General features: G+C 42.4%; 14 protein-coding genes and 2 pseudogenes. 2 read left to right on the top strand and 14 right to left on the bottom strand.

From position 1 onward, the window contains the following. Position 1: 1 nt before the first annotated feature. The 8 genes from ACJJI5_RS06990 to ACJJI5_RS06955 all read right to left on the bottom strand — a co-directional run bounded on the left by ACJJI5_RS06990 (position 2) and on the right by ACJJI5_RS06955 (position 12,608). Entirely contained in the window at positions 2–1,183 is a 1,182-nt protein-coding gene (locus ACJJI5_RS06990; RefSeq protein WP_152454487.1) for a cysteine desulfurase family protein, read from the bottom strand. Beyond that, positions 1,180–1,560 carry an iron-sulfur cluster assembly scaffold protein gene (locus tag ACJJI5_RS06985; protein WP_152454488.1) on the bottom strand — a complete coding sequence of 127 codons (381 nt, stop codon included), beginning with the start codon at positions 1,558–1,560 and terminating at the stop codon, positions 1,180–1,182. Before ACJJI5_RS06985 ends, ACJJI5_RS06990 begins: the two co-directional genes overlap by 4 nt. Positions 1,561–1,588: 28 nt before the next feature. Next, positions 1,589–2,776 carry a LuxE/PaaK family acyltransferase gene (locus ACJJI5_RS06980; RefSeq protein WP_152454489.1) on the bottom strand — a complete coding sequence of 396 codons (1,188 nt, stop codon included), beginning with the start codon at positions 2,774–2,776 and terminating at the stop codon, positions 1,589–1,591. 2,439 nt (positions 2,777–5,215) lie between these two features. Continuing rightward, positions 5,216–5,833: a cation efflux transmembrane domain-containing protein gene (locus tag ACJJI5_RS06975; protein ID WP_253868658.1), complete on the bottom strand. Its 618-nt coding sequence runs from the start codon at positions 5,831–5,833 to the stop codon at positions 5,216–5,218. Between the two features lie 457 nt (positions 5,834–6,290). Then, the gene (locus ACJJI5_RS06970; protein ID WP_152454490.1) at positions 6,291–9,422 is read right to left on the bottom strand and encodes an efflux RND transporter permease subunit; all 3,132 of its coding nucleotides are present in this window, start codon (positions 9,420–9,422) and stop codon (positions 6,291–6,293) included. Positions 9,423–9,435: 13 nt separating this feature from the next. Beyond that, positions 9,436–10,785, bottom strand: coding sequence for an efflux RND transporter periplasmic adaptor subunit (locus ACJJI5_RS06965; protein ID WP_152456399.1), 1,350 nt, complete (start codon positions 10,783–10,785; stop codon positions 9,436–9,438). Positions 10,786–10,799: 14 nt separating this feature from the next. Further along, entirely contained in the window at positions 10,800–12,131 is a 1,332-nt protein-coding gene (locus ACJJI5_RS06960; protein WP_152454491.1) for a TolC family protein, read from the bottom strand. A 75-nt stretch (positions 12,132–12,206) separates the two neighbouring features. Then, entirely contained in the window at positions 12,207–12,608 is a 402-nt protein-coding gene (locus tag ACJJI5_RS06955; RefSeq protein WP_282933837.1) for a hypothetical protein, read from the bottom strand. 516 nt (positions 12,609–13,124) lie between these two features. Between ACJJI5_RS06955 and ACJJI5_RS06950 the strand changes: the two genes are divergently transcribed. Next, positions 13,125–13,868 (top strand): transglutaminase-like domain-containing protein, encoded by a 744-nt coding sequence (locus ACJJI5_RS06950; protein WP_152454492.1) that lies wholly within the window; start codon positions 13,125–13,127, stop codon positions 13,866–13,868. A gap of 57 nt (positions 13,869–13,925) precedes the next feature. Here the strand turns inward: ACJJI5_RS06950 and ACJJI5_RS06945 are convergent. From ACJJI5_RS06945 to ACJJI5_RS06935, 3 genes and pseudogenes are all read right to left on the bottom strand, one after another. Then, positions 13,926–14,866 (bottom strand): annotated as a pseudogene (locus ACJJI5_RS06945) (IS1595 family transposase). 102 nt (positions 14,867–14,968) lie between these two features. Continuing rightward, positions 14,969–16,174, bottom strand: a pseudogene (locus ACJJI5_RS06940) (IS256 family transposase). A 447-nt stretch (positions 16,175–16,621) separates the two neighbouring features. Next, positions 16,622–17,227 (bottom strand): 3'-5' exonuclease, encoded by a 606-nt coding sequence (locus ACJJI5_RS06935; protein ID WP_216646256.1) that lies wholly within the window; start codon positions 17,225–17,227, stop codon positions 16,622–16,624. A gap of 327 nt (positions 17,228–17,554) precedes the next feature. On the opposite strand from ACJJI5_RS06935, the gene ACJJI5_RS06930 reads away from it, so the two are divergent. Further along, positions 17,555–18,670, top strand: coding sequence for a hypothetical protein (locus tag ACJJI5_RS06930; RefSeq protein ID WP_152454493.1), 1,116 nt, complete (start codon positions 17,555–17,557; stop codon positions 18,668–18,670). 9 nt (positions 18,671–18,679) lie between these two features. Here ACJJI5_RS06930 and ACJJI5_RS06925 read toward each other — a convergent pair whose 3' ends face one another. From ACJJI5_RS06925 to ACJJI5_RS06915, 3 genes are read right to left on the bottom strand one after another with little or no spacing between them, the layout of a single operon-like run. Continuing rightward, positions 18,680–20,095 (bottom strand): TnsD family Tn7-like transposition protein, encoded by a 1,416-nt coding sequence (locus ACJJI5_RS06925; protein WP_152454494.1) that lies wholly within the window; start codon positions 20,093–20,095, stop codon positions 18,680–18,682. A gap of 22 nt (positions 20,096–20,117) precedes the next feature. Further along, positions 20,118–21,512: an ATP-binding protein gene (locus tag ACJJI5_RS06920; RefSeq protein ID WP_216646257.1), complete on the bottom strand. Its 1,395-nt coding sequence runs from the start codon at positions 21,510–21,512 to the stop codon at positions 20,118–20,120. Between the two features lie 59 nt (positions 21,513–21,571). Beyond that, positions 21,572–23,716 carry a TnsB C-terminal domain-containing protein gene (locus ACJJI5_RS06915; protein ID WP_152454495.1) on the bottom strand — a complete coding sequence of 715 codons (2,145 nt, stop codon included), beginning with the start codon at positions 23,714–23,716 and terminating at the stop codon, positions 21,572–21,574. Positions 23,717–23,718: the final 2 nt, after the last annotated feature.

Genomic DNA, 23,718 nt, shown 5'->3' with positions numbered 1-23,718 from the left:
CTCACCCTTTAAAGCTCATGCTTTTGAGCTGTGCCACGCACCGCTGCAATGAATCAACAAAACGATCTATATCATCAAGGCTGGTAAAGCGGCCGAAGCTAATCCTGATCGCACTTTGTATTTCTTCATCACTTAGCCCCATTCCTTGTAATACAGGCGATAGTTGACGGGTCTTGTTGTTACTGCATGCAGAGCCAATCGACACCACAATCCCATCTTTCTTTTCCATTAACAGAGCAAGCGCCTCACCCCGAATGCCTGGAATCGATAGGTTTAAGGTATTGGAAATCGCCCCCTCATAATGACTAGCACCATTGATATGTGTTTCGATAGAGGATTTGCCAAGCTGTTCGATCAAGTGCTGTTTGCACTTCAGACAGTGATGATCCCAGTACTCAAGCTCCCTGCGACATTCGTCAGCAGCCTCACCGAGTCCGGCGATAGCGACCAAATTCTCGGTACCAGAGCGCATTGCCATCTCTTGTCCACCACCATGAATCAAGGGAGATATGCGATCTATATTCTGGATATATAGGCCGCCAATACCCTTGGGACCATAGAATTTGTGTGCGGAAAAAGAAACAAAATCAGCACCTAATGCCTCGACATCAAGAGGCCGCTTACCTACTGCTTGCACTGCGTCGACATGGAACGGAATGCCTCGGGAGCGGGTCAGCCTTGCCACCTGATCCACAGGTTGAATAACGCCGGTTTCATTGTTCGCATACATCATGGAAATCAATCTGGTGTCAGGCCGGATAGCTTCAGCGACAGCCTCAAAACTGACGGCGCCACTCGGTCCCGGCTTCAAGCAGGTGACTTCGAATCCGAATTGGTGGGCGCAGTATCGGATAGTTTCTAGAACTGAAGGGTGCTCAATCGCCGTGGTTAGGATATGGCCGGCCCTACCCAGGTCGTTCATCAGGCTTCCTTTAATAGCCCAGTTATTGGCTTCAGAACCGCCGGAGGTAAAGAAAACTTTTTCCGGCGCGGTACCCAGTAGGCTAGCGACATGGGTCTTTGCTCGCTGGATTAGCTCACGATTACTGGTCGAAGGAAGCGTACGCCCCGATGGATTAGCAAAGAGCCGAAGCGCAGAGGACATAGCCGTAGCTACAGCCTCCGACACCGGGGTTGTGGCGTTGTAGTCGAAGTAACCCTCAATCGAGTGAGCATTTGTCATGGCATCACCTCCCGACAATCTTTGCCAACTAAGCTCAGCAACCTATGATGAAGCTGCTGCAAAATCTCAACACAATGGTGTTGTGATGGCTCTAGTTCACCAAGCATGCCTTCTATTTCGCTACTTGTTCTCCCGGCAAGCTGTTCCGGTGCCAACCCCTCAAGCGAGGCACAGAAAATGTTGGCCGTCGCCACCGAAGTAGCGCAGCCCCAAGCTCTAAAGCGAGCACTGTCAATCAGTCCATTGGTGATGTTGATCTGAACGCGAATCCGATCTCCACATACTGGATTGCCAATTTCATATTCGTAATTGGGTTCGTTGATATCACCGACATGAGCCGGGTCGGAAAAGTTGTCAATGATGATGTCGTTGTACATGTTGTAGCTCCATCTTGGACAGCTGTAATTAGGCGACGACTGGACAACTGCCGCTAGCAGCCTGCTCTGCGTCCAAATCTTCAAGCCGCTTATCTAAATTAACCGCACAGCAACCAAATTCTTTTGACTCAGGTAGGCGCATTACATACTGCATGCGTTGACCACTTCTTCCCGAACGACTCGCTTCAGGCAACAGTCGCACCAAGTCCTCAGTAAGCATGAAACCAGGCGTCGAACGTGCGAGAGGGTCAAGAATTGCCAATTGGCCGGTCTGGCCCGGTTCGACCTCTCGATCTAGTTGTTTGGGGTCTCTTACCGAGAAATGAACGAAGGGGGAGACATGCTTGATTCCATACTCATCGTCAATAGCAATGACATTGGATTCAACCAAGGCGTAGATGTCACGGATCTGGCTCTCTTCAACGCCCAAGTACTCGATACATTCACTGTTGAATTCTGCACGTGACAACATCTGGCCTGAGAAGCGCTTCCACCCCCCAAGAGTGATGATGTAACTACTCTTATCGAGTTTAATTCGGGTGTTGGTAGCTTTGAGGTAGCTGATAAAACGATTGATCAGGAATGGAGGACCAATCAAATGGCGACTGAATTTATCATTCCAATCCTCAAGCTGTTCTAAGGCCTCTTCGGGCTTAAAAGATTCTTGCCGAACCATGAATCTATGAGTGTCCAGCAGACCTGCGAGCATATTGAGGGCCTTGATCATGCCCATTTCAGGAATTTCCTCGGTTGAGGGGCAAAGATAAAGGCCGGCACCTTTGGAGATCTTTAGGAATTCGCGATACATCGAGTAAATCCCCAGCACCGCATTGTCAACGGTGTCCGCGCAGCGGCGCGAAACGCTGGGAATACCAGAGGTACCTGTGCTTCGCATTTCTAGCTCTACATCACGTAGGCTGACTGAAAGTAACTTATGGCTATCGTTTGATTTAAAAAGCTCAATGGGAATCAGAGGTATTTTGATCAGGTCAGCTGGAGTTGAGATCATATCCGGTGTCACTCCTTTGCTATCGCAAGCGGAGCGGAAAAAAGCATTGTTCTCATAGTGATAAGCGAATGCCTCATGGATCAAGCCTGTCTTGAAATCCAGTAAGTTATCCTCTGTCATCGAATAGAGTTCCGCCACAGATGACAGTGCCACCTTTAAAGGGTCTAACCCGTTTTCCTTGAGTATGTTTTGTAACTGTATCGACATTTCAATCTCCATTTTTAAAGTCAAATAAGACACGGCCTCAATCGTCTATGCGGAGGCATTTAGGCTATTTTTTTACTGTTTTAATCAAGCTGATATATATCAAAAAACTTAACAAAAACCTCAAAGCTTGAATTAAGAATGGTTTAAACATCAGAGAATTTAGAACTCGACTGAAAGACCCATCCGGGAATCATGCCGGGTAAACCTGCCGGGTAAATCTGCCGGGTAAATCTGCCGGGTAAATCTGCCGGGTAAATCTGCCGGGTAAATCTGCCGGGTAAATCTGCCGGGTAAATCTTTGACCACCATCAAGAGTCTCTACTTATCGATTCTATTTATTATTTTCCGAGAGAAATATTAAACACATTAGAAATTTTAACAATCACTTCAAAGTAATTTTCTTTATTTTTTTATTTTTCTTGCCGCGTAGTATGGTTTTTTTTTTGCTACATGACCAGCCCCTCTCACTTACACCCACTTACAATCTTACCCCTTCAAATTACCTCTAAAAATTAGCCAGAACAATCGGTCCGCCAATCACATAAAAATCATCTTGCGATCATGAACTCACAACAAAACGAACAGGCTTTATACATATTTTTTTTACTATTGAAGCTTGCACTCACACCTGAACTCCGACTCCCAACGGGAAACCCAAGAAAGCACCTTGCCGCCAATTACAGCAAATTACAGCTTATATTTTGGTAACATATTGTGACCAGCCAATTAACAAATATAAACTATTTGATGACAAGCTTAATAGAATTAATTCAATCTTAGGGGTAGAGTAAATTCGCACAAATATTCAAGCTTACATTGTCGTTTTTCCTCAATCTTTAATCTCCCTGCTATTTTTCAGCAGAAAATTCGTATTTTTAAGTAAAGATTGATACATCACATTCATATAAACCACACCACAATTAACAACACGCCCCGCAACACCAAGTAATTTATTGGATATTTTTTTATTACAACGATCTACTTTAAGGAGAATAGTACCAAGTAAGGCGCAACTGTACTTCCACCTCCTTTTCTTTTACCTACACCAACTAAACGCCATTAATTCTCATGACTAAAATAGAAAACTCAGTCTCATTTATGACAACCATCCATAATAATCTATTTATTACTCTTTATTTTTTAACTATCAATAAAAAATTATCCACATTATCTTTGCGAGATTCCCTATTGCACAATTAAAACCACAGAAACAATGGCCATTTTCAACACACAAAAAACCAGAATACCGCTTTAGACATCCCTCAGAAATACCCAATCGTGCTTACACATTTTATTACCATGGGAAAATATCTATTCAGCAGGCACTTTAGAAGCATCCACCAAACTAAAAATGCTGAAAGCTGAGCACCAGGGATAGATTTACCTACATCCGCCGATGAACTGAAAAACATTATCTTTGCCGGCCAGCTTAAAGAAGCACTACAAAATCGGCTTCAATTATAAAGCGCATACCAAACCTCGTAGATGTGGCTGAAGATAAGATCTGATTTCTAGCTAACTTTAGGAGTACTTTGCAAAATGAGAGAGCATACGGCACACGCAATCTACGTAACATTTTCTTATTTCATCTAGCAATGGCGATATTTAGTATCAAAAGAAACAGAACACCTTCCTAGTACCTCCGAGCCACCTCCCAATTAAGCCCCATACTTCACCCTAACTTAGTGTTAAATTATTAAACTCAACTTTCCCACCAAAAGTATCCACTAGACCGGAAGTTATGAAGAGTATAAATTTTTACAGGCACAGAACCACACACTTAATTGAAAATCGTTATCATTACCAATATTACCTATAGAATATGAGCGACAGAGAACTTTCTGAAACATCTAACTCGATGAAACAGCTGCTCGACAATTATTTGCCATACGGCTTTAAGACTGAAGAGATATAGATCAAATCACCGATCTAAAGCATTGCACCATACTTTGCCATGAAGCTCACCTAGTAGACATTAATGTCGCGGCTCAATATTCTTTTCAACAGAAGGTACGTATCAATTTTTAGTTACAGTCGGCTAAAAATTTAGAGCTATAAAAAAAACACTTGAGGACTTCTTAGGCTTTTATGCCCCAATGAAAGATATTCAACACCTAACAATACTTCGACTAGATCCTTTGGAGGCTGTAAGGGAATATTCGGCAGCATATAATAATAAAATTTCTGCCTAGACCATCTAGGTCAAAGGTGAAAAAAGTGCGTCATGTCATAACGCATTAAAATGGATGCACAAAACTGCTCTATGAGAGAAAAGCACTCATAAGTTCGCCAACTCAAACCTTAAGGGATCATTGCATCTTTTGCTCTCAGAAATTAGTGACAAGCATCTTCAGGTAAGACTCCCATTGATCTACAAACTATTTTAGACAAGCCACTAAGAAGTTGATATTACTCATACTATTAAAACCTTAAGGTCACTTAGGATATTTTGGCTTTTCGAGTGGACTCCCTCGCCTCTTTAAGAATCAAAAAACCACCTCGAGTGACAACAGCCGAAATTATTAAGCCTATAGCAAGATCAGGAAAACGACTATCGATTACCGCCACTAGTAGTCCTGACACAATCACTCCTAAATTTGCGACAACATCATTGGCTGAAAAAATCCAAGCGGCTCTCATATGTACACCCCCTTCCCTATACTTTGATATTATTAGGAGGCAAACAACATTTGCTAACAAGGCAGAGGCCCCTATTGATATCATTAGTATACTTTCTGGCTCGCTTCCAAAAAGTGATCTCCTACAAACCTCATACAACACCCACAATCCCAATATAATTTGAATTATTCCACTGACATTAGCTGCCTTAGCTTGATATATAACCCCTCTACCTACAACAAATAAAGAGATCCCATACACAGCAGCATCAGCCAACATATCTAGAGAGTCAGCAATCAGTCCTGTTGACTGAGCAAACCATCCAAGAATTAATTCAAACACAAACATAATTGCGTTGATCACTAGCAGCACCATTAAAGTGCTTCTCTCTAATTTATCTGCTTGCTCTACACCGCAACCACATTCAGACATATTCATGCCCTCTCTAAACAGAACTCCACTTAGGGATATTTATGTTTTAAACATCAACAATTACTTACTTCAAATTCTCTCTCGAGGCTAGATCCTGTCTTTCTTTAAAAATTCAGATCATATTTATTAGTCAACCTCATGAGAAGTCAAATTACAATTCACTAAAATCAGAGATCAAGGGCACCAGCACTTCCGCCCACTCAATTTAGGACCTATAAAGGTTGGCATTGAACTAGAATAAAAATCTGCAAGCAGTAAACTCATACTAAACCTACACACTAAAAACCCGTCACTCCATTGAGGCAATAGAAACATCTATTATTTTCTATTTATCTTATATAAATATCAAGCGCATCCATTTCTTTCATGCTCAAAAATGAACCAACAAACACTTAAATATTTTCATTAAAATTTTGCTCACCCCTACCTAAATATAAGCAAAGGTGAGCATCATAAATTATGTTTATATTTTCAATATACCTTCTCTTCCATGCACTATCCGATAAAGCAATGGCAGTACAAACAAGGTTAGGAGAGTAGAAGAAATTATGCCTCCAATTACCACCGTAGCTAGTGGTCTTTGAACCTCTGCTCCAGTACCTACATTCAAAGCCATAGGAACAAAACCGAGACTTGCAACCAACGCAGTCATCAATACTGGACGCAGGCGGATCATAGCACCATCGATAATGGATGTGAGCAACTCACCACCTTGCTGACGAAGTTGTCGGATGAAGGAGAGCATTACCAAACCGTTTAACACCGCCACACCAGATAGTGCAATAAATCCTACTCCAGCAGAAATAGATAAAGGCATATCGCGCAACCATAGGGACAAGACACCTCCAGTAAGCGCCAGGGGTACTCCACTGAAAATAATTAAGGCATCCTTGAATGAACCAAAGGCCATCACCAGAAGTCCCAGAATTACCAATAGTGTCAGTGGAACCACTATTGAGAGGCGAGTACTGGCGGATTCCAATTGCTCGAAAGTGCCGCCGTATACTAGCCAGTAACCTGCAGGCAAAGAGACCTGCTGATCAATACGGCTCTTCGCCTCTTCAACAAAGGACCCCAAATCACGGTCGCGGACGTTGGCAGTTACCACAACACGGCGCTTACCATTTTCCCGGCTGATCTGGTTGGGGGCAGGGGTCATTTCCAAGTTAGCAACTTCTGACAAGGGCACATAGCTACCCAATGGGCTACCAGTAGGTAACGGAACAGGTAAATCCCCAAGGTTCTCATAGTCTCGTCGCAAGCCTTCCGGCAGACGCACTACCAGATGAAAACGGCGATCGCCTTCGTAAATCAATCCAGCCTCTTCACCTCCAATAGCCGCTGAAACCAAATCTTGCAAGGTTTGCAGATCTATTCCATAGCGGGCGAGTGCGATTCGATTCGGCACTATTGATAGAATCGGTAGACCCTCCACTTGTTCTACACGAGCATCAGCAACACCCTCAATTCCATTTAGCACACCGAGAATTTCATTTGAAGAAGCCACCAGCTGATCCAGATCATCACCGAATACTTTAATACCCAGGTCTGCACGTACGCCGGAAATTAGTTCATTAAAGCGCATTTGGATTGGTTGGGTGAACTCGTAGTTATTTCCCGGTAACTGACGCACAGCTTCTTCGATTTCAGCAACCAATTGTTCCTGGGGCAGTTTCGGATCGGGCCATTGGTCACGGGGCTTCAGGATCACAAAATTGTCGGCTACATTTGGCGGCATTGGGTCTGTTGCTACTTCTGGTGTACCAATTTTTGCGAATACTTTATCTACTTGAGGAAACTCCTTAATACGCTGCTCCAACAAGCTTTGCATTTCTACAGATTGCTCTAAACCGGTACCAGGAATACGCAGGGCGTGTAAAGCGATATCACCCTCATTGAGCTGAGGAATAAATTCAGAACCCAGTGTTGTTGCAAGCCAGCTGCAGAACAGTACTAATGCAAGAGCCCCAGAAAGTACTAACCAGCGCACTTTCATTGCAGCAATCAACAGTGGTTTATATAAAGATTTGGTCGCAACAATAACTTTGTTTTCATTTTCACTGATTTTACCTGTCAGGAAAACAGCAACTGCTGCAGGCACAACGGTCAATGAAAGCACCAGTGCAGCGAGTAAAGCCATCACTACAGTGGCAGCCATGGGGTGGAACATCTTCCCTTCCACACCTGTAAGCGAAAATAGAGGGATATACACCACGGTAATGATCAAAACACCAAACAAACTTGGGCGAATCACTTCGTTGGTAGCTTGGAATACTAGCTCCAAACGCTCTTGTAGGGGCAGCTTGCCTCCGTTGCGATGCTGGGCTTCGGCAAGTCGGCGAATCGCGTTCTCCACAATTATCACGGCCCCATCGACAATCAGGCCAAAGTCAAGGGCTCCGAGACTCATCAGATTGGCGGAAACACCCGTTTGCACCATGCCGAAAATGGTGGCAAGCATGGAAAGCGGGATTACCGCTGCAGTAATAAAGGCGGCTCGAATATTTCCCAGCAACAAGAACAATACCACGATAACCAGCAGCGCACCCTCAACAAGGTTTTTTTGCACTGTAGCGATAGCTTTATCTACCAGAGTGGTCCGATCATAAACCGCCTCTACCTTAATACCTTCAGGTACGGTTGATTTTATTCGCTTTAAGGCTTCCGCTACACTTCGAGCTACCTCCCGGGAGTTTTCCCCTACCAGCATCATAGCTGTGCCCAATACGGTCTCTTCACCATCGCGAGTGGCAGCACCGGTGCGAAGCTCTTTTCCAATAGCTACTTCGGCTACATCCGAAATTTTAACCGGCACCCCGGCGCGACTGGTAATTACCACATCCTCAATTTCGGCAATATTTCGCAACTGCCCTGGTGAACGCACCAGAAGTTGCCGTCCATTCCCCTCCAAGTAACCAGCGCCGCGACTTTCGTTATTGCGGCTCAGCGCTAGAGCGATATCTTCCATGGATACGCCAAAGTTAAGCATCTGTCGAGGTTCGGGTGTTACGTGATACTGCTTGTTATAGCCACCGATGGTATTAACTTCAGTAACTCCGGGGACTAAGGATAATTGCGGTTTTATAATCCAATCTTGAATTTCCCTCAGTGAAGTGGCGTCGTAAGGCTGCCCATTGGGCTGGGTGGCGCCAGGCAGAGCCTCCACTGTGTACATAAAAATCTCACCGAGTCCGGTAGCAATGGGACCCATTTCAGGCTCTAACTCCGGAGGCAAATGACTTTTAATACTACTGAGACGGCTATTAATTAAGTTCCGAGCAAAATAGAGATCTGTACCCTCTTTAAAAACAACAGTGACCTGGGACAAACCGTAGCGAGAGAGCGAACGGGTATATTCTAAATTAGGCAAGCCGGCGAGTGCCGCCTCCACAGTGTAAGTAATCCGCTGCTCCGCCTCTAAAGGTGAATAACCAGGAGCCTCGGTATTAATCTGTACCTGAACATTGGTGATATCGGGAACCGCATCAATTGGAAGTCTCTGATAACTCCAAACCCCCAGGCCCACCAATACAAAGATCAGGGACAGTACGAAGTAGCGCCGCTCAATTGAGAAGCGCAGTATACTTTCAATCATCTTCTGGCCTCATTTAATGGCTATGTGCAGCGCCGGACTTTTCAATATCCGCTTTGATCAGGTAGCTGTTCTCGGTGACATAGCGATCACCCTCATTGAGGCCACTCAGCACTTCGGTTACAGTGCCGTCGCTACGGCCGAGTTTTAGTGGACGAATTTCATAGGTTTCTCCCACTTTGATAAATACCACCGTCCAATCGCGGAAAGGTTGTAGTGCACGATTCTCGACCACTAAAGGCACAGATTTTTCATTGGTTACTACTTGGCCTTGGACCATTAGATCGGTAGTCCAGAGCTCATTGGGGTTTTCAATCACCGCTCTTGCAATCGCGAAGGGCTGACCATTACTGCTCGGAGCAAGGCTGCTGATAGTTGACTCAAAAGAACGCTCACCAGCTGTAATTGAAACCTGTTGCCCTAATTTGATCTGATCGCGACGCATCGGAAATACTTGCAACTCAGCCCACAGCTGGTCGTAGTTAGCTATGGTAAACAGCACCCGTTCGCCACTGAATTCACCTTGGCTGGCTTGCTTATCAATTATCTGACCGCTAATAGGAGCGACCAATGGATAAATTTGCAAGCTGTCATTGGATTCGATAGAAGCAAGCTCTTCCCCTTTCGCTACCAAATCGCCAAGCGTTTTTTTAACAGTGATTACGGTTCCTGGGTAACGTGCACGCACATGACTGAGGTTACGATGATCTATCGCAGTTTTACCATATAAGGTAACGCTTTCTTTAATTATACCTGGAGCAGCAATTGCAGTTTTAATGCCTGCCTTTTTTGCCATTTGTTCAGAGATCTGCACTCGACCTTCATGGGACTCATAATCCCAACTTGTGCGCTCGCCGTTGTAAAAAACAGAAACGGCAACATCAAAAGAGTGAGGTTCCTTTACTACGCCTTCACCGCGGTAATACCCAACACTATCCTCCCAGGCAAAGGGTATTTGATCCACTTTTCCACCAAGTCTTTCAAGCTCTACGGAAACACGAGCATTCTCTAAAGGTTTACCATTAAGAGAAATCCAGGCTCGAAACTCTGGCTTTACACCACTTTCATAAATAAGCAACTCGGCCGTTAGATCCCCCTCAGTCAGTAAACGGCCACCATTGGGGCCCTTTTCCTCCTGATGCTCATCATGTCCGCCATGGTTATCACTATGTCCATGACTAGAGAATTGTTTCCCTTCCTGTTCATCATGCTCATCATGGCTATCATTGGAGCCCAGCTCTTCATCTTGCTTAACATGTTCATCATGACCACCATTTGCATGACCCAGGCTTGCAATCCAAAATCCAGAGAAAATGAGGAGTATGGATAATATTGCCAGGCGAATTACTTTACTTAATCTGCTCATATCTAAATCCAAAATTATTTTCCGCTTCCTACACTCTCGGAACCTAAAGGCCCTGCTGTAAGCTGCTCAATCTCAGCGCCGAAAAGAAGTACAGACCGCGCTGCTTCGATTCGTGCACGTTCAGCATCGAGCAACTCTTCCCGAGCAACAATTAAGTCAAGATAAGAACTCCGGCCACGACGATAGGCACGATCTACTTCAGTCAATGCCTCGCGAAGCTTAGGGATTACAGAATCCTGCAAACTGGAGACAGTAGCCAGGGCCTGTTCGCGACCGGTTACGGCAAGAAATAGCTGAGGATAAAGTTGTAGTAATGCCGCCTCACGACGGAGCATAACCTCATCCAATTCAGTCATTGCTGTTAGCTCGGCACCACGATTGCGTTTTGCGGTAAAGAGTGGAACTTCGAAACCAGCTAAAGCTGTAGTTTCGTCAACAGCCCGATTCACGAGAAGACCTGCAAACCATCCAACATCAGGCTTTGAGTTGGACTGGGTGAGACGAAGCTGTGAAGCACTCAGTCGCTCTTCGGAAGCAAAGCGCGCTATAGCTGGGTTTTCCTGCGCACGCGCATAAAGTTCCTCAAAACTAGCGCCGGGCTCAAAACGATAGAGCTCACTGGAGTCTACTCGATAATCTATACTCGGCTGTCCCCACAGAGCCGATAGGGCATGCCTGTAGTACACTAGCATGCTCTCATCCGTCTGCTTAGCGAGGCTTGCTTTTGTCAGGGCGGACTCCGCTCGTAGGCGTTCAGAAACCGGGCTAGCAGCAGCGCTGACTCTGGCGCTGACAGCGCTTAGCGTTTCACGTGCGAGTAATACCTTCTCCCTAGCCAATACAGCTAATTCCTGGGCAGCAAGAACCTGAGCATAGCGACGGATAACTTCTGCCAGAAGATCTAGCGCCTTAGCTTGCTCATCCGCGATCAGTAAATTACGCTGGGCATTGACTACATCTATTCGAGCTCTACGTTTATCTCCTAGCTCAATTACGGAGGATAAAGTTACCGTCAACTCAAGCTCATTGTCGGCATCATCCTCGGGATCTGGCGCATTATTGGAGCCACCATCACCAAAGTTCTTGTATTGAGCCTCACCTCCTAGGCTTAACGCAGGCCGCAGTGCTGCAGTCTCTTCAGCACCATCTAGACCTCTTCTCTGTAATGGGAATACCGCAAGCTCCGGATTCTGTGCGAGCGTCAGCTCAATCGCATCTGGTAATGTCAGTAAATCCCCCTCCTGCGCGGATACTGATTGCGCAGCTAAATACATTATCGCCACCATCAACTGGAATATGGCACGACGACGAATCACACTCTCAGTGAGCGTGCAGTAAAAATCCATGGGTATCTCCCAAGTCAGTTTTTAATTGCGCAAGGGGGCCTTGTAGCTCTCCTTACTCGCGCGGCATTAGAGCAATCAGACTTGGGTTATAGGTGGGCGGAGTAGAGGGGTAAAATAACCACTGGGAACACGTGTATTGCCGAATTCTCGATAATTAACGATTCCGCTCAGAATAGAGAGTAATGATTGACCTACCAGGGCGGTAAAGGTACTTCCATGGCAATGACAGCAGTGATTACATAAATCCAGAAGAAACGAAGATTGATCAGCCTCATCCCCGCTGGAGGGGATCTGTAAGCTTAAATCAGAAGGGGAGCTGTCCGGTTGAAACGGTAAATTGCCGGGCAGATCTTCATCATGATGTAGAGACAGGTGATTCGTTACCTCCTGAACTTCTTCATGGCTATCATAGAATGCACCTGCGGTCTGAAAGACCATAAGCACAATTAATAGAAATGATAGTCGAACTACATTCATAAAAGTTACAAAGAGACCAGAATCTACTGAATGGGATTCTAGCAAGTAAATTCAGACACCTCAACTTAACTCACTGCCCTAAAGTTATCATTAACCCCAAAGTGGCTATTTGGTCACACCTTCTCTCCAAGTGAGGAGTCAGCCTCTAGAAGAGGTCAATTTACAGTTAACGACACTTACACTAGTAAGGAGTCTATCGGTCCCATAGTCCACGGAATTTGGGTTGGAAAGGTAGAGCTTTAAAAGGGCTATATTCTTCAAGTAATCGGGATGCGAGATCATAATACTAATGTTAAATTCATTAAGTAGATTAAAATTCTTTCAGGAACCGTTAACCTTGCATGAAAGTGGGGGATTAACTTTGAATAAGCAGCCCAAATAAAAGTCTATGCGACATTCATTTAGGAATGATTTTGATAAGAGAGCTTTCGTGAAGTCTTAGGAGGTTTATTCAATTATACGAGAGGGCAGAGTTTAAATAAGCCCACATTATAACTTACCTTGGAGAACAAATGAATGAAGACACTTACTCGTGAATACTTATCAGAAACCCCTATGCTTGACTTTGAGAATAAAACCATTCAGATGTTAATTGAAAATAAGAAATGGCGTAAGCTATCTCAGTATGACGCCATTGGTGCCATCTATAAGTTTGTTCGTGATGATATTTTATTTGGTTACAATAGTGATGATCGTATTCCGGCTAGCAGGGTACTGAAAGACGGGTACGGACAATGTAACACTAAAGGAACATTGCTAATGGCTTTGCTTCGCGCTGTTGGCATTCCTACACGCATTCATGGATTTACTATTTTTAAAGACCTTCAGAAAGGTGCCATACCTAGTTATCTATTCTATATCGTACCTGAACGAATTATCCACAGCTGGGTTGAAGTATATTCAAATGATAGGTGGATCAACCTTGAAGGATATATTATCGACCGCCCATACCTGAACAAAGTCCAAGAAGGGTTCCGTAATCAATGCTCTGAGTTTAAAGGCTATGGTATTGCCACAAAATGCCTACAAAACCCACCCATTGACTGGGAGGATAAAGATACATTTATACAGAAAGAAGGTATCGCAGACGATTTCGGAGTTTATACGCAACCTGATGATTTTTATCTGCTCTATGGAAGTAATTTAACTGGCATTAAGAAATTACTATTTCGCTTCGTGATCCGTCATTTAATAAATATCAATGTTAAACGGATTCGAGCAAAGGGCTTAGGTAAATGTAATACCTTAGAATTAAGCTGATAAAGTATAGCGATACCACCTCTAGCGAGGGTGTTCAAAACTCTGCCTAATTACCACCTATACTAAGCCAATTTTCAGCAGTCTTTCCGGCATTGGAGGTGTCCGAAGAGAGAAAAAAAAAGTCTTGGAATGAGTGCTGATAAGTCGAACCGTCGATTAAATCGATATTGAAATTCTGCCAAATATCGCTGCGCATATTTCGGCCTAATCGCATGGTAGGTACTACGCAGTGCACTTTTTAGATTGCCGAGTACCGTATTCACCCAATAGAACTCAGGCTCTTCAACAGAAGCTCGACCACCACCACAAACAATCTTGTCATGTACACAATTAGCCTCTGTGACAGCATTGAAGCATGCAAGGCCATCTGAGATAACCATGCTACCGCTGCAAAGATGCTTTTTGCTCCAGGTAGAAATCTCACTGCTCCTGAAGCCCTTGATAATAGAGAGCTTGATACGAGTAGGACGTCTATCTTTGGTAGTTTCAACGGCAGCCACAAAGGGAGTTTTACCCTTAGCTCCGCGCCCCGGCTTGCATCCAGTATGTTCACCACCGAGATAGGCATCATCCAATTCAATAAAACCGGATAGCTTGTACTGTTGGTCCCGCTCCATCATCACCTGCATGAGTTTCTGCTTCATACGCCAGGCAGCGTTGTAAGAGAGACCCAGATGACGAGCCAGCTCCATAGAGGAAATACCCTTCTTATCCTGGGTAATCAGAAAGATACCGAGAAACCAAGTAGTAAGGGGCAGTTTGGTGGAGTCAAATATCGTACGAGAAGTAATCGATGTCTGACGTCGACACCGGTTACATTGCTTGAGCTTGCGGTAAGCGAGGTTGCAATGTTTGTCATGTCCGCAGTGAGGGCAACAGAAGCCATTTGGCCAACGCCATTGACAGAGAGCATCGAAGCACTGCTCTTCTGTACCATAAGCTTTAAGGAGTTGGGTCAAACTAATACCCTTCTGGAACTGTACCTTGTTGCGAGCCATGGTGTATTCCCTTACAGATCAACATGATAGCTGTATTTATATACAGTTACATGTGACTTAGCAAGGGTGGTAATTAGGAAACTCTGTGTCAGCCAAATAGCCTCATAGGCTGATGTATTTCTCCAGTCGATCTGGGAAGTGGATCGTCAGCTGTGATAGTGTCAGATTCCAATTTTGAATTGGGTGCGTCCAGCGTTCGGAGGCTTTTAGTATACCGGCATAGAGAAGCTTCAGTAAGCTATTCTCATTGGCGAAGCCGCCCTTGGTCTTGGTCAACTTGCGGAACTGCCTGTGTACAGCCTCCACCGCATTCGTAGTGTAGATCGGTGTGCGGACGTATTCCGGGTATTTAAAGTAGGCCGAGAGAGTCGGCCATTTACCCCGCCAGGACTTAATCACCATTGGATATTTGTCACCCCACTTGGTCTCCAGCTCGTCCAAAGCGTGCTCGGCGGCATTGAGCGTTGCCGCCTTGTAGATGCATTTGAGATCGGCCATAAAGGCCTATTGATTCTTTGAAGCTACATACTTTAGTGAGTTGCGGATCTGATGGATGATGCAGTGCTGGATCTCGGTCTTAGGGTAGATGCTCTCTATGGCCTCAGGGAAACCCTGCAGGCCATCAACACAAGCAATGAGGATATCTTTGACCCCACGGTTGTGGAGATCGGTCAGAACACTCAGCCAATGATGTGCGCCTTCTTGATCGGATAGGTAGAGCCCCAATAACTCCTTCTTGCCTTCGATATTGAGGCCAAGAATCGTGTAAATGGCCTTGCTGGCATAACGACCGTTTTCCTTGATTTTGTAATGGATAGCATCGAGCCAGACAATAGGATAGACAGCCTCCAGGTCGCGCTCACGCCAAGCTTGTAGTTCAGGCAGCAGCTTGTCAGTAACGGCATTGATGGTGCCGTTGGAAAGCTCCATTCCGTAGATATCGGCAATATGTGTGCGGATGTCCTGATAGCTGTTACCCAGGGCAAACAGGGCGGTAATCTTGCGTTCCAGTTCGTCGGTAAGCTGAGTTTGATGCTTCTTGACGATTTGAGGCTCGAAGGTGCCGGCACGATCCCGCGGCGCCTGCAGCTCGAAGCTGCCAGCGGGGCTTTTCATAGTTTTTGAGGTGGTGCCATTCTTGCGGTTGGGCTTATCCTCGCTGGCGAGGTGCTCTTCCAGCTCCGCTTTCATGGCAGCTTCAGTGAGTTGTTTGATCAGAGGGGTGAGGATGCCATCTTTGCCATTGAGGTCTTTACCCTCGCATAAGGCTTTGACGGCGGCATCCATATCGAAAGTAGGTTTGGTCATGGGTCATCTCTTTTTTGCTAATAGTAAAGAAATGACACAGAATTCTGAACACTACCCCTCTAGCTCTAGTCTGAGATCTAAATATGTAACTTAACTGCCACTATAGGAGATATGGTGGGTATCATTTCCTTTAGATACGATATCTATAATGAGTCCCAGAAAATATAAAACAATCTTTTTGAACAAACCCAGGATTACATAATCATATAAAATAATTTAACTTTCATATCAACAACCAATCAAAGCGGAGTATCTAAACAATATTAAATCGAGTACTCTTGATCTTCCCGCAATAAAAGATTAAGAGTCATAAAATACAATAGCCATCTATGAATAAATGAGACAAATTTCTATGACATGAAAGGCAGAGGTTAAGCCTCTCATACAATCAAAATTATATTTATAATAAGTACATCACCTATTCGCATCAAACCAACGATACATTTTTTAAATAGTCAAGTAAGGAAGTATTCTCGAAATATTACGTGCATCATCCACACCGCGATGCTGCTGACCTTCAAAGACAATACCGAGAGACTGTAGAGCAGATCCAAGTCCTGAACGACGCTTCTTACCTGTCTTTTCTTGCCATACTGCTTTCAGGTTGATATGCGGTTTAGCAAAAAAATCTGGCGCGCAACCGTGCCGTATCAGCTCTACTTTGATCTGCTTCCAATCGTATTCCCCCCAGCTAGCCCAGGCTTGATACTCATAATGAGATAACCATAAGTTAAGGAGACTCGTGCTTTCTCTGAAATCAGGCGCACTAGCCACCATGCTATTTTTGATACCTGTAAGTTCACTGCAAAACTTACTAAGTTTCGGATTAATCATTGGTCTAACAAATTGACTATGACTAGCTAAGATTTCACCATCCAAAGTAGTCAGTACAAGTCCGAATTCAATGACCTCCATTACCCCAACAGATAGTGGGCGATCATTCCAACAAGTTGCCTCAAGATCTACAATCAGCAGGTGCTTAATACCATTGAAGCAATTCTGAAAAACCATGCTAAACCCTATAGTATTTTTTAAAAATGAAAAAAATCCCATTAGTATACGAAAATTATAATATACATATAAACAGAGTGAGATATTTAGAACGAGCCCGTCATCAATTGACATGGCTCAATAGAGTATTGTAAATTTTTCAAGGGATATACTATATGGAAACAATAACATGTCCTTTAAGTACTTTTAATTATTAAATATTAGATTTCTTGGTATATCATTAGGTATTCATAAAAAATAATAAGCCATTTCAAAATATATGTGTGTATATTTATGAAGCTCTATAGCTCTCAGAACAAACTTATCAGCAAGCTAGATAGAGAAACTACAAACCACACAATATTTCTATCTTTACAATATGGTATAACTATGTTTAGAGCACTGCAACAGCCGGGTGAATCCATCCATTCCTTTATATTAAGAGTTTTTATAAAAGCTGGGTTTCGGAATATAAATAGCTTAATAGCTGGCGGGGGTGGATGGAGAGAGTACCCTTCAATTCCGGATACAGCCAAAAAATATTTCACTTTTTATCCCGAGAAAGTACTGATTGACATTTTTGACTCTACTTACTCTATCGGAACAGAGGACACTTTTAGCAGAAATAGATTTACACATTTTAAAGGCTTCCCGCAAATTCTTAACTACTCTCATGGACAATTTACTGGAAAACGAATACCTATTAAGTTTTGTAAAAGGTGTATTGAAGAAAAACTTGCAAATCAGGGCCATGCGTTTTTCGAAAGCAAGTGGTTATATATATCATATTGCGAAAAGCATAACTGTCCGTTATGGCAAATCAAAAGAACCCCTTCAGTAAAAAACAAAATTAAAAGCGTGATTTTAGGTGTTTTATCGGCTAACTGGGAGAAAGTATCCAGCTCAATAAAACATTTAACTTCAGAAGTTTACAATAATAAACATTATGAGGACCCCATAAGTAAGTGGAAACTTTACTTTTCTCCCTGTGCAAAACTAACCTACATAGAATATTTTGTTCAGACTTTATCCTATCAGAAAAATTACATTGGGAAATTTTCTGATAGGAGATCAGCAGAACCCACGAAGAGCGACCTGAACCTCTTAAGAGCAAGATTGAAGAGATATTGTCATATGAGTTTTTATGATGTGTACAGTAAAGAATTGCAATCAAACTATAAAATCATTAAAAACTTCGAAAAAGAAAATTTTGAAACTATAAAAGTTAAACGATGGGGAATGGAGTTCCCTATACTTAAAGATAAAAAGGGAGCCTGCGCATCTTGTTCCCGATGGAATATAGATTCTTTCACTGACTGTTCAATTTCTGGTGTTATAGCTAGCTCTCGTGAAAGCGATTATTCAAGAATGGAAATTAACAGCAATAATTATATTGACTTTACAAAAAGATGTGCTATTACTTGGCTAAACATACAGAGATATGAGTTTCGCAAGAAGTATGGTTATAAACATCCCTTAGGCCTTCCTGCACCTCTCAATCAATAAATATGTTCTCTATTTTTTAGGATACCTCCCCTTAGCCTTTAGAGGTTTAGGTAGAGCAACCTCTAGCCATTCACGATCATATAAATACAACCAATAAAAGGCTTTATTACAGTGTAACTTAATATCTTTACGAATTGCTTTAGGGTGGGATTTGTAATATTTAAGGATTTTTAGCCTATAGCGACGTCGCATTGACTCCATATGGCATCGTTTACGATAAGTTACTAGTTCAGGATGAGTTGAGATAACTTGTTCTACTGATCCTACACCAATTTTACAAATTGTAGCTATTCGATGCCGGTTCATTCTTGTATACCCAAGGTGAATAATTTCATCTCTACAAGCCTTAGATAATTTCTTTGGCTTAAGATTCAAGGGGATATCGTGGAGCGCTGCAAGTCTTTTCAGATAAGTTCTACTTTTCCCTGTAATTTTAGAGGTTTCATTAAGCGACCTGCTTCGTAGAATATCAATACATTTCCTCTCTTTCCTTTTCGTCCTCATAGCAAAATCCTTTTTACGGGTTTGGAATTCAAACTCTACACTATTATGATCCTCTAATAATTGCTGGAAGGTAGAAAAAAGCCAACTTGAGAAAAAAATGTGCTGGAAGGGATTATGGCTTGCTCCTTGAACTAAAAGTTGAGAAACATATCTGAAGTCTTCAGAAGATTTTGGGAGCGAGCTATTATAAAATGGCCGATACTGCTGTGAATATACATAAAAATTTTGCATTAATTTTAGACGCCTAATACGGCCACTATTCGTTACCAAGCCCATATTATTTAATTTAAGGCGATATTTTGAAGTAACATCTATTAACGGAATAGGCCATTTGATCTTTCTTAAAAAATCATATCCAAACTTACCTACCTTATATTCAACACTAGATGCTTCTTTAGCACAGCAGGTCACTGATGGTAACAATCCAAGGTTAATTCGTTGACGATTAAGTAAGTCAATTCTCTCTAAGAGTACTGGATGTATACCACAAGAAGAGACCCCAGGGATTTGATGCGACCTATGCCAATAAGCAACTCCATATTGATTTATATCGCTACAGGCGCACTCTTGACACCATTTCAAGCATAGCGAAGAACCTGCACCAAATGATGGGAGCTGACTTTCCCTTATTGATCTCGCGCTATCATTACTCAACATAAATTTTATTATGTTATTTGAATACTTAGGCAAATAAAATATATATATTGGAGCCAATGTCTGACCAAATAAAATTTCGTACGCTTCATCATCTGTCAGGGCTGAAAGTTTTTTTAGATTCGATGTCAAAAAGGGGTGTATGGAGGCCCTCTCCTCAGCAAGATATATTTTATTAAACTCTTTACCCTTTAATCCAGAAATAGTAGCAAAGCGAATAATTCGACTAAAGAAAAGTTCATCAGGAAAAGCTTTGGGCAGGAGCATATTGTCAAATATGGGGTGAAACTTACTTTGAGGATAGATGCTTGATCGGATTTTTAAATAAAATTTCCATTTTTTTTAACTCAGCTTCAGGATTCTCTGCAATAGATGCTCGCCTTATCAAGTCTGGATCTTTAATAAGTTCATTTAAGTCACCAATAGATTGCAAGTAAGATAGCTTCTGATGAAATTCATGGTGCTGGGGGCGATTTAAATCTCCGGGGATAATCATAACTTCTGATTTCGAAGTATCTATAGATTTAACGGAAATTTCACTAGTTTCGACCTTAGACCTATTATTACTCTTTTCCCTTCTGATACGCCGAAATTTTTCAAGCCTATTTATCCTTGCTTCATCTACAGATTTTTTGGAGAAATTTATAGCTTTTTTTGCTGCATACTCCAGGACATATTCTGTTATAGACTCGTTATCTGAACCAATTACTAAACGCTGAGACTCCCTATAAATTCTTACAGCCAGATCCATATTACCAATAGATAGATCATATAATTTGTCACTAAGAGATTTAGTTAAAGGAGTTTTTTCCTTTGTCCATTGCAACACCCAAAGTTCTTCAACAAACATGGTCCACTCCTCATCATTTTTCATCAAGTCCATAGTAAAAGAAGCTTGACTTTCTGCACGTCTTGCTGTCTTTAGAGTTTTCCCTAATAATTTGTCAAAAGGAGGGTTTGCACACAGAAGAATGGGAACTCCCAATTCATTCATAAGATTATGAAGAAACCCCAGAAATTTATCTTCGCCTCCAGCTTTTGCCAAATTTAAATGCTGCATTTCATCTATTATTATGACACCTAAAAAGCTAGACTTTATTTTAGCTTCAATTTGCTTAACAAGTAGATCACTCGTTTTTTCTGGCTTAGTCTCTTCTCCTCCAAGCTTTCTATCAATTTCCGATAAAATCTTAAGACAAAGGGCTCTGATACTTGAGTTTTCTGGGCAATCTACTTTAGCCCATACTACTTGCTTAATATATAAAGGCTCACCTTGGTATTTACGATGCTCAATAACTTCTGGAAAACAATTTAAAATCTGCTCTAGCATACAACTTTTTCCGACACCGCTTTCCCCAAGTAAAGTTATACCACTCCCGTTAGATTTGAAATAACCTGTTCTAGGAGCAACTTTAGATCGTTGGTCTACAGGGTAGTGTAAATAGTTCATGGTTGTCGGCGACAGGGGATTCTTGCTTGAATAACCTTTCTTAATCGCAATTTCAATTGCTCTAAAGCATTCTAGATATACTGGAAGAGGCTGCCTTAACTCTTCGATTCTTGTAAGGTATTCAATACGCTCGAAAGCACTCAACTTTCTCTCGTTTTCAGAAAATGAAGGATAGCTACTTAATTTTTCTACCAAATCCTCATCTTTCAATTTTTTTGGTAATGCTTCGATCAAGGGGTTCCCCCGATGCTCCGGGAGTATTGCAATGTTATACTCTGCATAATTTACACCTCTCACTGGTTCCGCCTCTTCCTTTTTATTAATGAGACAGCTTCATTTTTCCTTTTTGACTCTAAGTTCTCATCATCGGGATATAGTTCTGATTTCTCTTCTCTAATGGATTCACCGTATTCAATTCGCCTATCAAGAACCGCCTCTTTTCTTCGTGTTCTCATTCCCTTTATTCGCTCAGTCTTACTCTTATCTTGTACATCTTTTTTTGTTTCACTTTTTGCTACTTGGCTAACTAATTTACGTCTATTATGTCTTTCTATAGACTTTTTACCTGGTTTATTTTTACATTTTTCTTTCTTTTTCCAATCTTTAAAATACAATATATCAGCTTGATGCTTATCACTAAGGCTTGCAGAAAACTTCATCAAGTTGCATTTAGTGAACCCTTCGCGCTCCTTAAGGCGAACATATATGAATGAAGAGTTATCTTGATCGATACGAGCTTCCATTTTCCAGCACTTGGTAGACCTGGCAAGCACTTTCCATTCTTGAAATTCTTCCCGGTCACATTCATAGTACATATCCTCATTTAAGCGGATACCTTTACTCGTCATAGATACTTCTACCGCAGGTAGAAGTTTAGCCCTTACTTCGGACTCCTCTGATCTACTTAAAGCATGCCGATGCTTTTTTAGATGGATATTCCAATAATTAAGCGGTGTAGGGGGCAATCCATTTTGCACTAACAAGACGGATTGTGCAGCTAAACCGTCAAATAGAGAATTATTATGCTCCATAACCTCATCAATAAGTAATTTTGTTACTTCATCTAATGTATATGTTGCATCGAGACGTGGATCACGATCACCTCGAATATAATGATGTCCTCTAGTTGTCCCTAATAATTCATGGACTAGATTTTTATTCAATATTTCGAATCTTCGTTCCACAATGCCTTTAAGATCGGCGCGATAAGGTGGAGCTATACTCAGGTGACCGATTAATGGAACGGCTAATTTTTCAGCGCTCTTACATATAAACTCCCCTCGATCGCAAAGCAAACGCTGGGGGATATGATGGCAAGGCCATTCATGATCTTCGATTTCGATACCGAACCTAGAACAATAACTTTTCTTATCCGTAAAGCTATTGACAAGAGCTTGACGACCCGCACGCCAAGAAGCATATTCCATAGAAACGTGAAGCCCAACAATCATCCTGCTTTCTTTATCTACCACACAATAAACAGTAGGCCTACCTAGAACATGAGAGCGCCTAAATTCAGAGACAATATGAACATCCAGTACTGTTGAATCCAATTCAAAGCAACTTCCAGGAACTTCGGTATGATCTGTCGCAGCTCCTCTTAACCCACGCTTGTTTCTTTCAAAGTCACCCACTGTAGTTTGCTTTCGGATTATTTCATTTTTTGGGATTAATTTTTTAACCCAATATATAAAAGTACGATATGATGGAACATTCGGCGACCTAGATTCACTCTCTGCCAGTATTAGTTCTTGTGAGTATAGCTCCTTCAACATTTTTTCATAAACTTGACTAAATGGAACTCGACGCCCTTTCAAGCCATACTTCTTCATCGCTAAAATAAAATTATTCTTATCATTTTCCGAAGTGTTAACCCCTTGGTGTATTTCCATGCTCGGTGTAAGCATTCTTATTGGAGCTCCACGTTTAAGACCTCCTGAGACCCTAACTCTTCCAGCTCCTCCAGAATTCTTGTAAGCAGGCAGGAGGGCATTTCTTTCTTGCCCACCCCTCCAATATTGATTTAATAACCTATATATTCTCTGAGCCCTTACCCCTTTACTTTTCGCCTGATTTACCAGAACTTTGCTTCTTTCTTCAGTAGAAATCTCAAGGAGAAAATCTGGATTTTCTATTAGCTCACTTATCAGCTCAATATTTCTATCACGTTTTTTAATATGAGCTTCAGGTATCAACCCCTCATCAGCTAGCTGATAGTAGGGAAGAGGACTAAAGTTTCTTTTCACAGCTCCTCCTTTAATCGCACACAAAAATCTGGAGCTATCAATCTTAATAGGCCTTCTTAAACCTCCAGATTCTTCAAGATTAAAAAGAACCAGAATATTTATATCATAAAAAAGTTCAAGAACACGATACACACCACTATCAACCCCATCAATATCAGTTATACTCCAAACACTGTTTCGTTCAACTCGCATGC

The sequence above is a fragment of the Microbulbifer maximicatervae (SeqCode) genome (genome assembly GCF_052467955.1).
The sequence above is the reverse complement of the archived record's forward strand: the minus strand, read 5'-3'. Positions and strand labels throughout refer to the sequence as shown.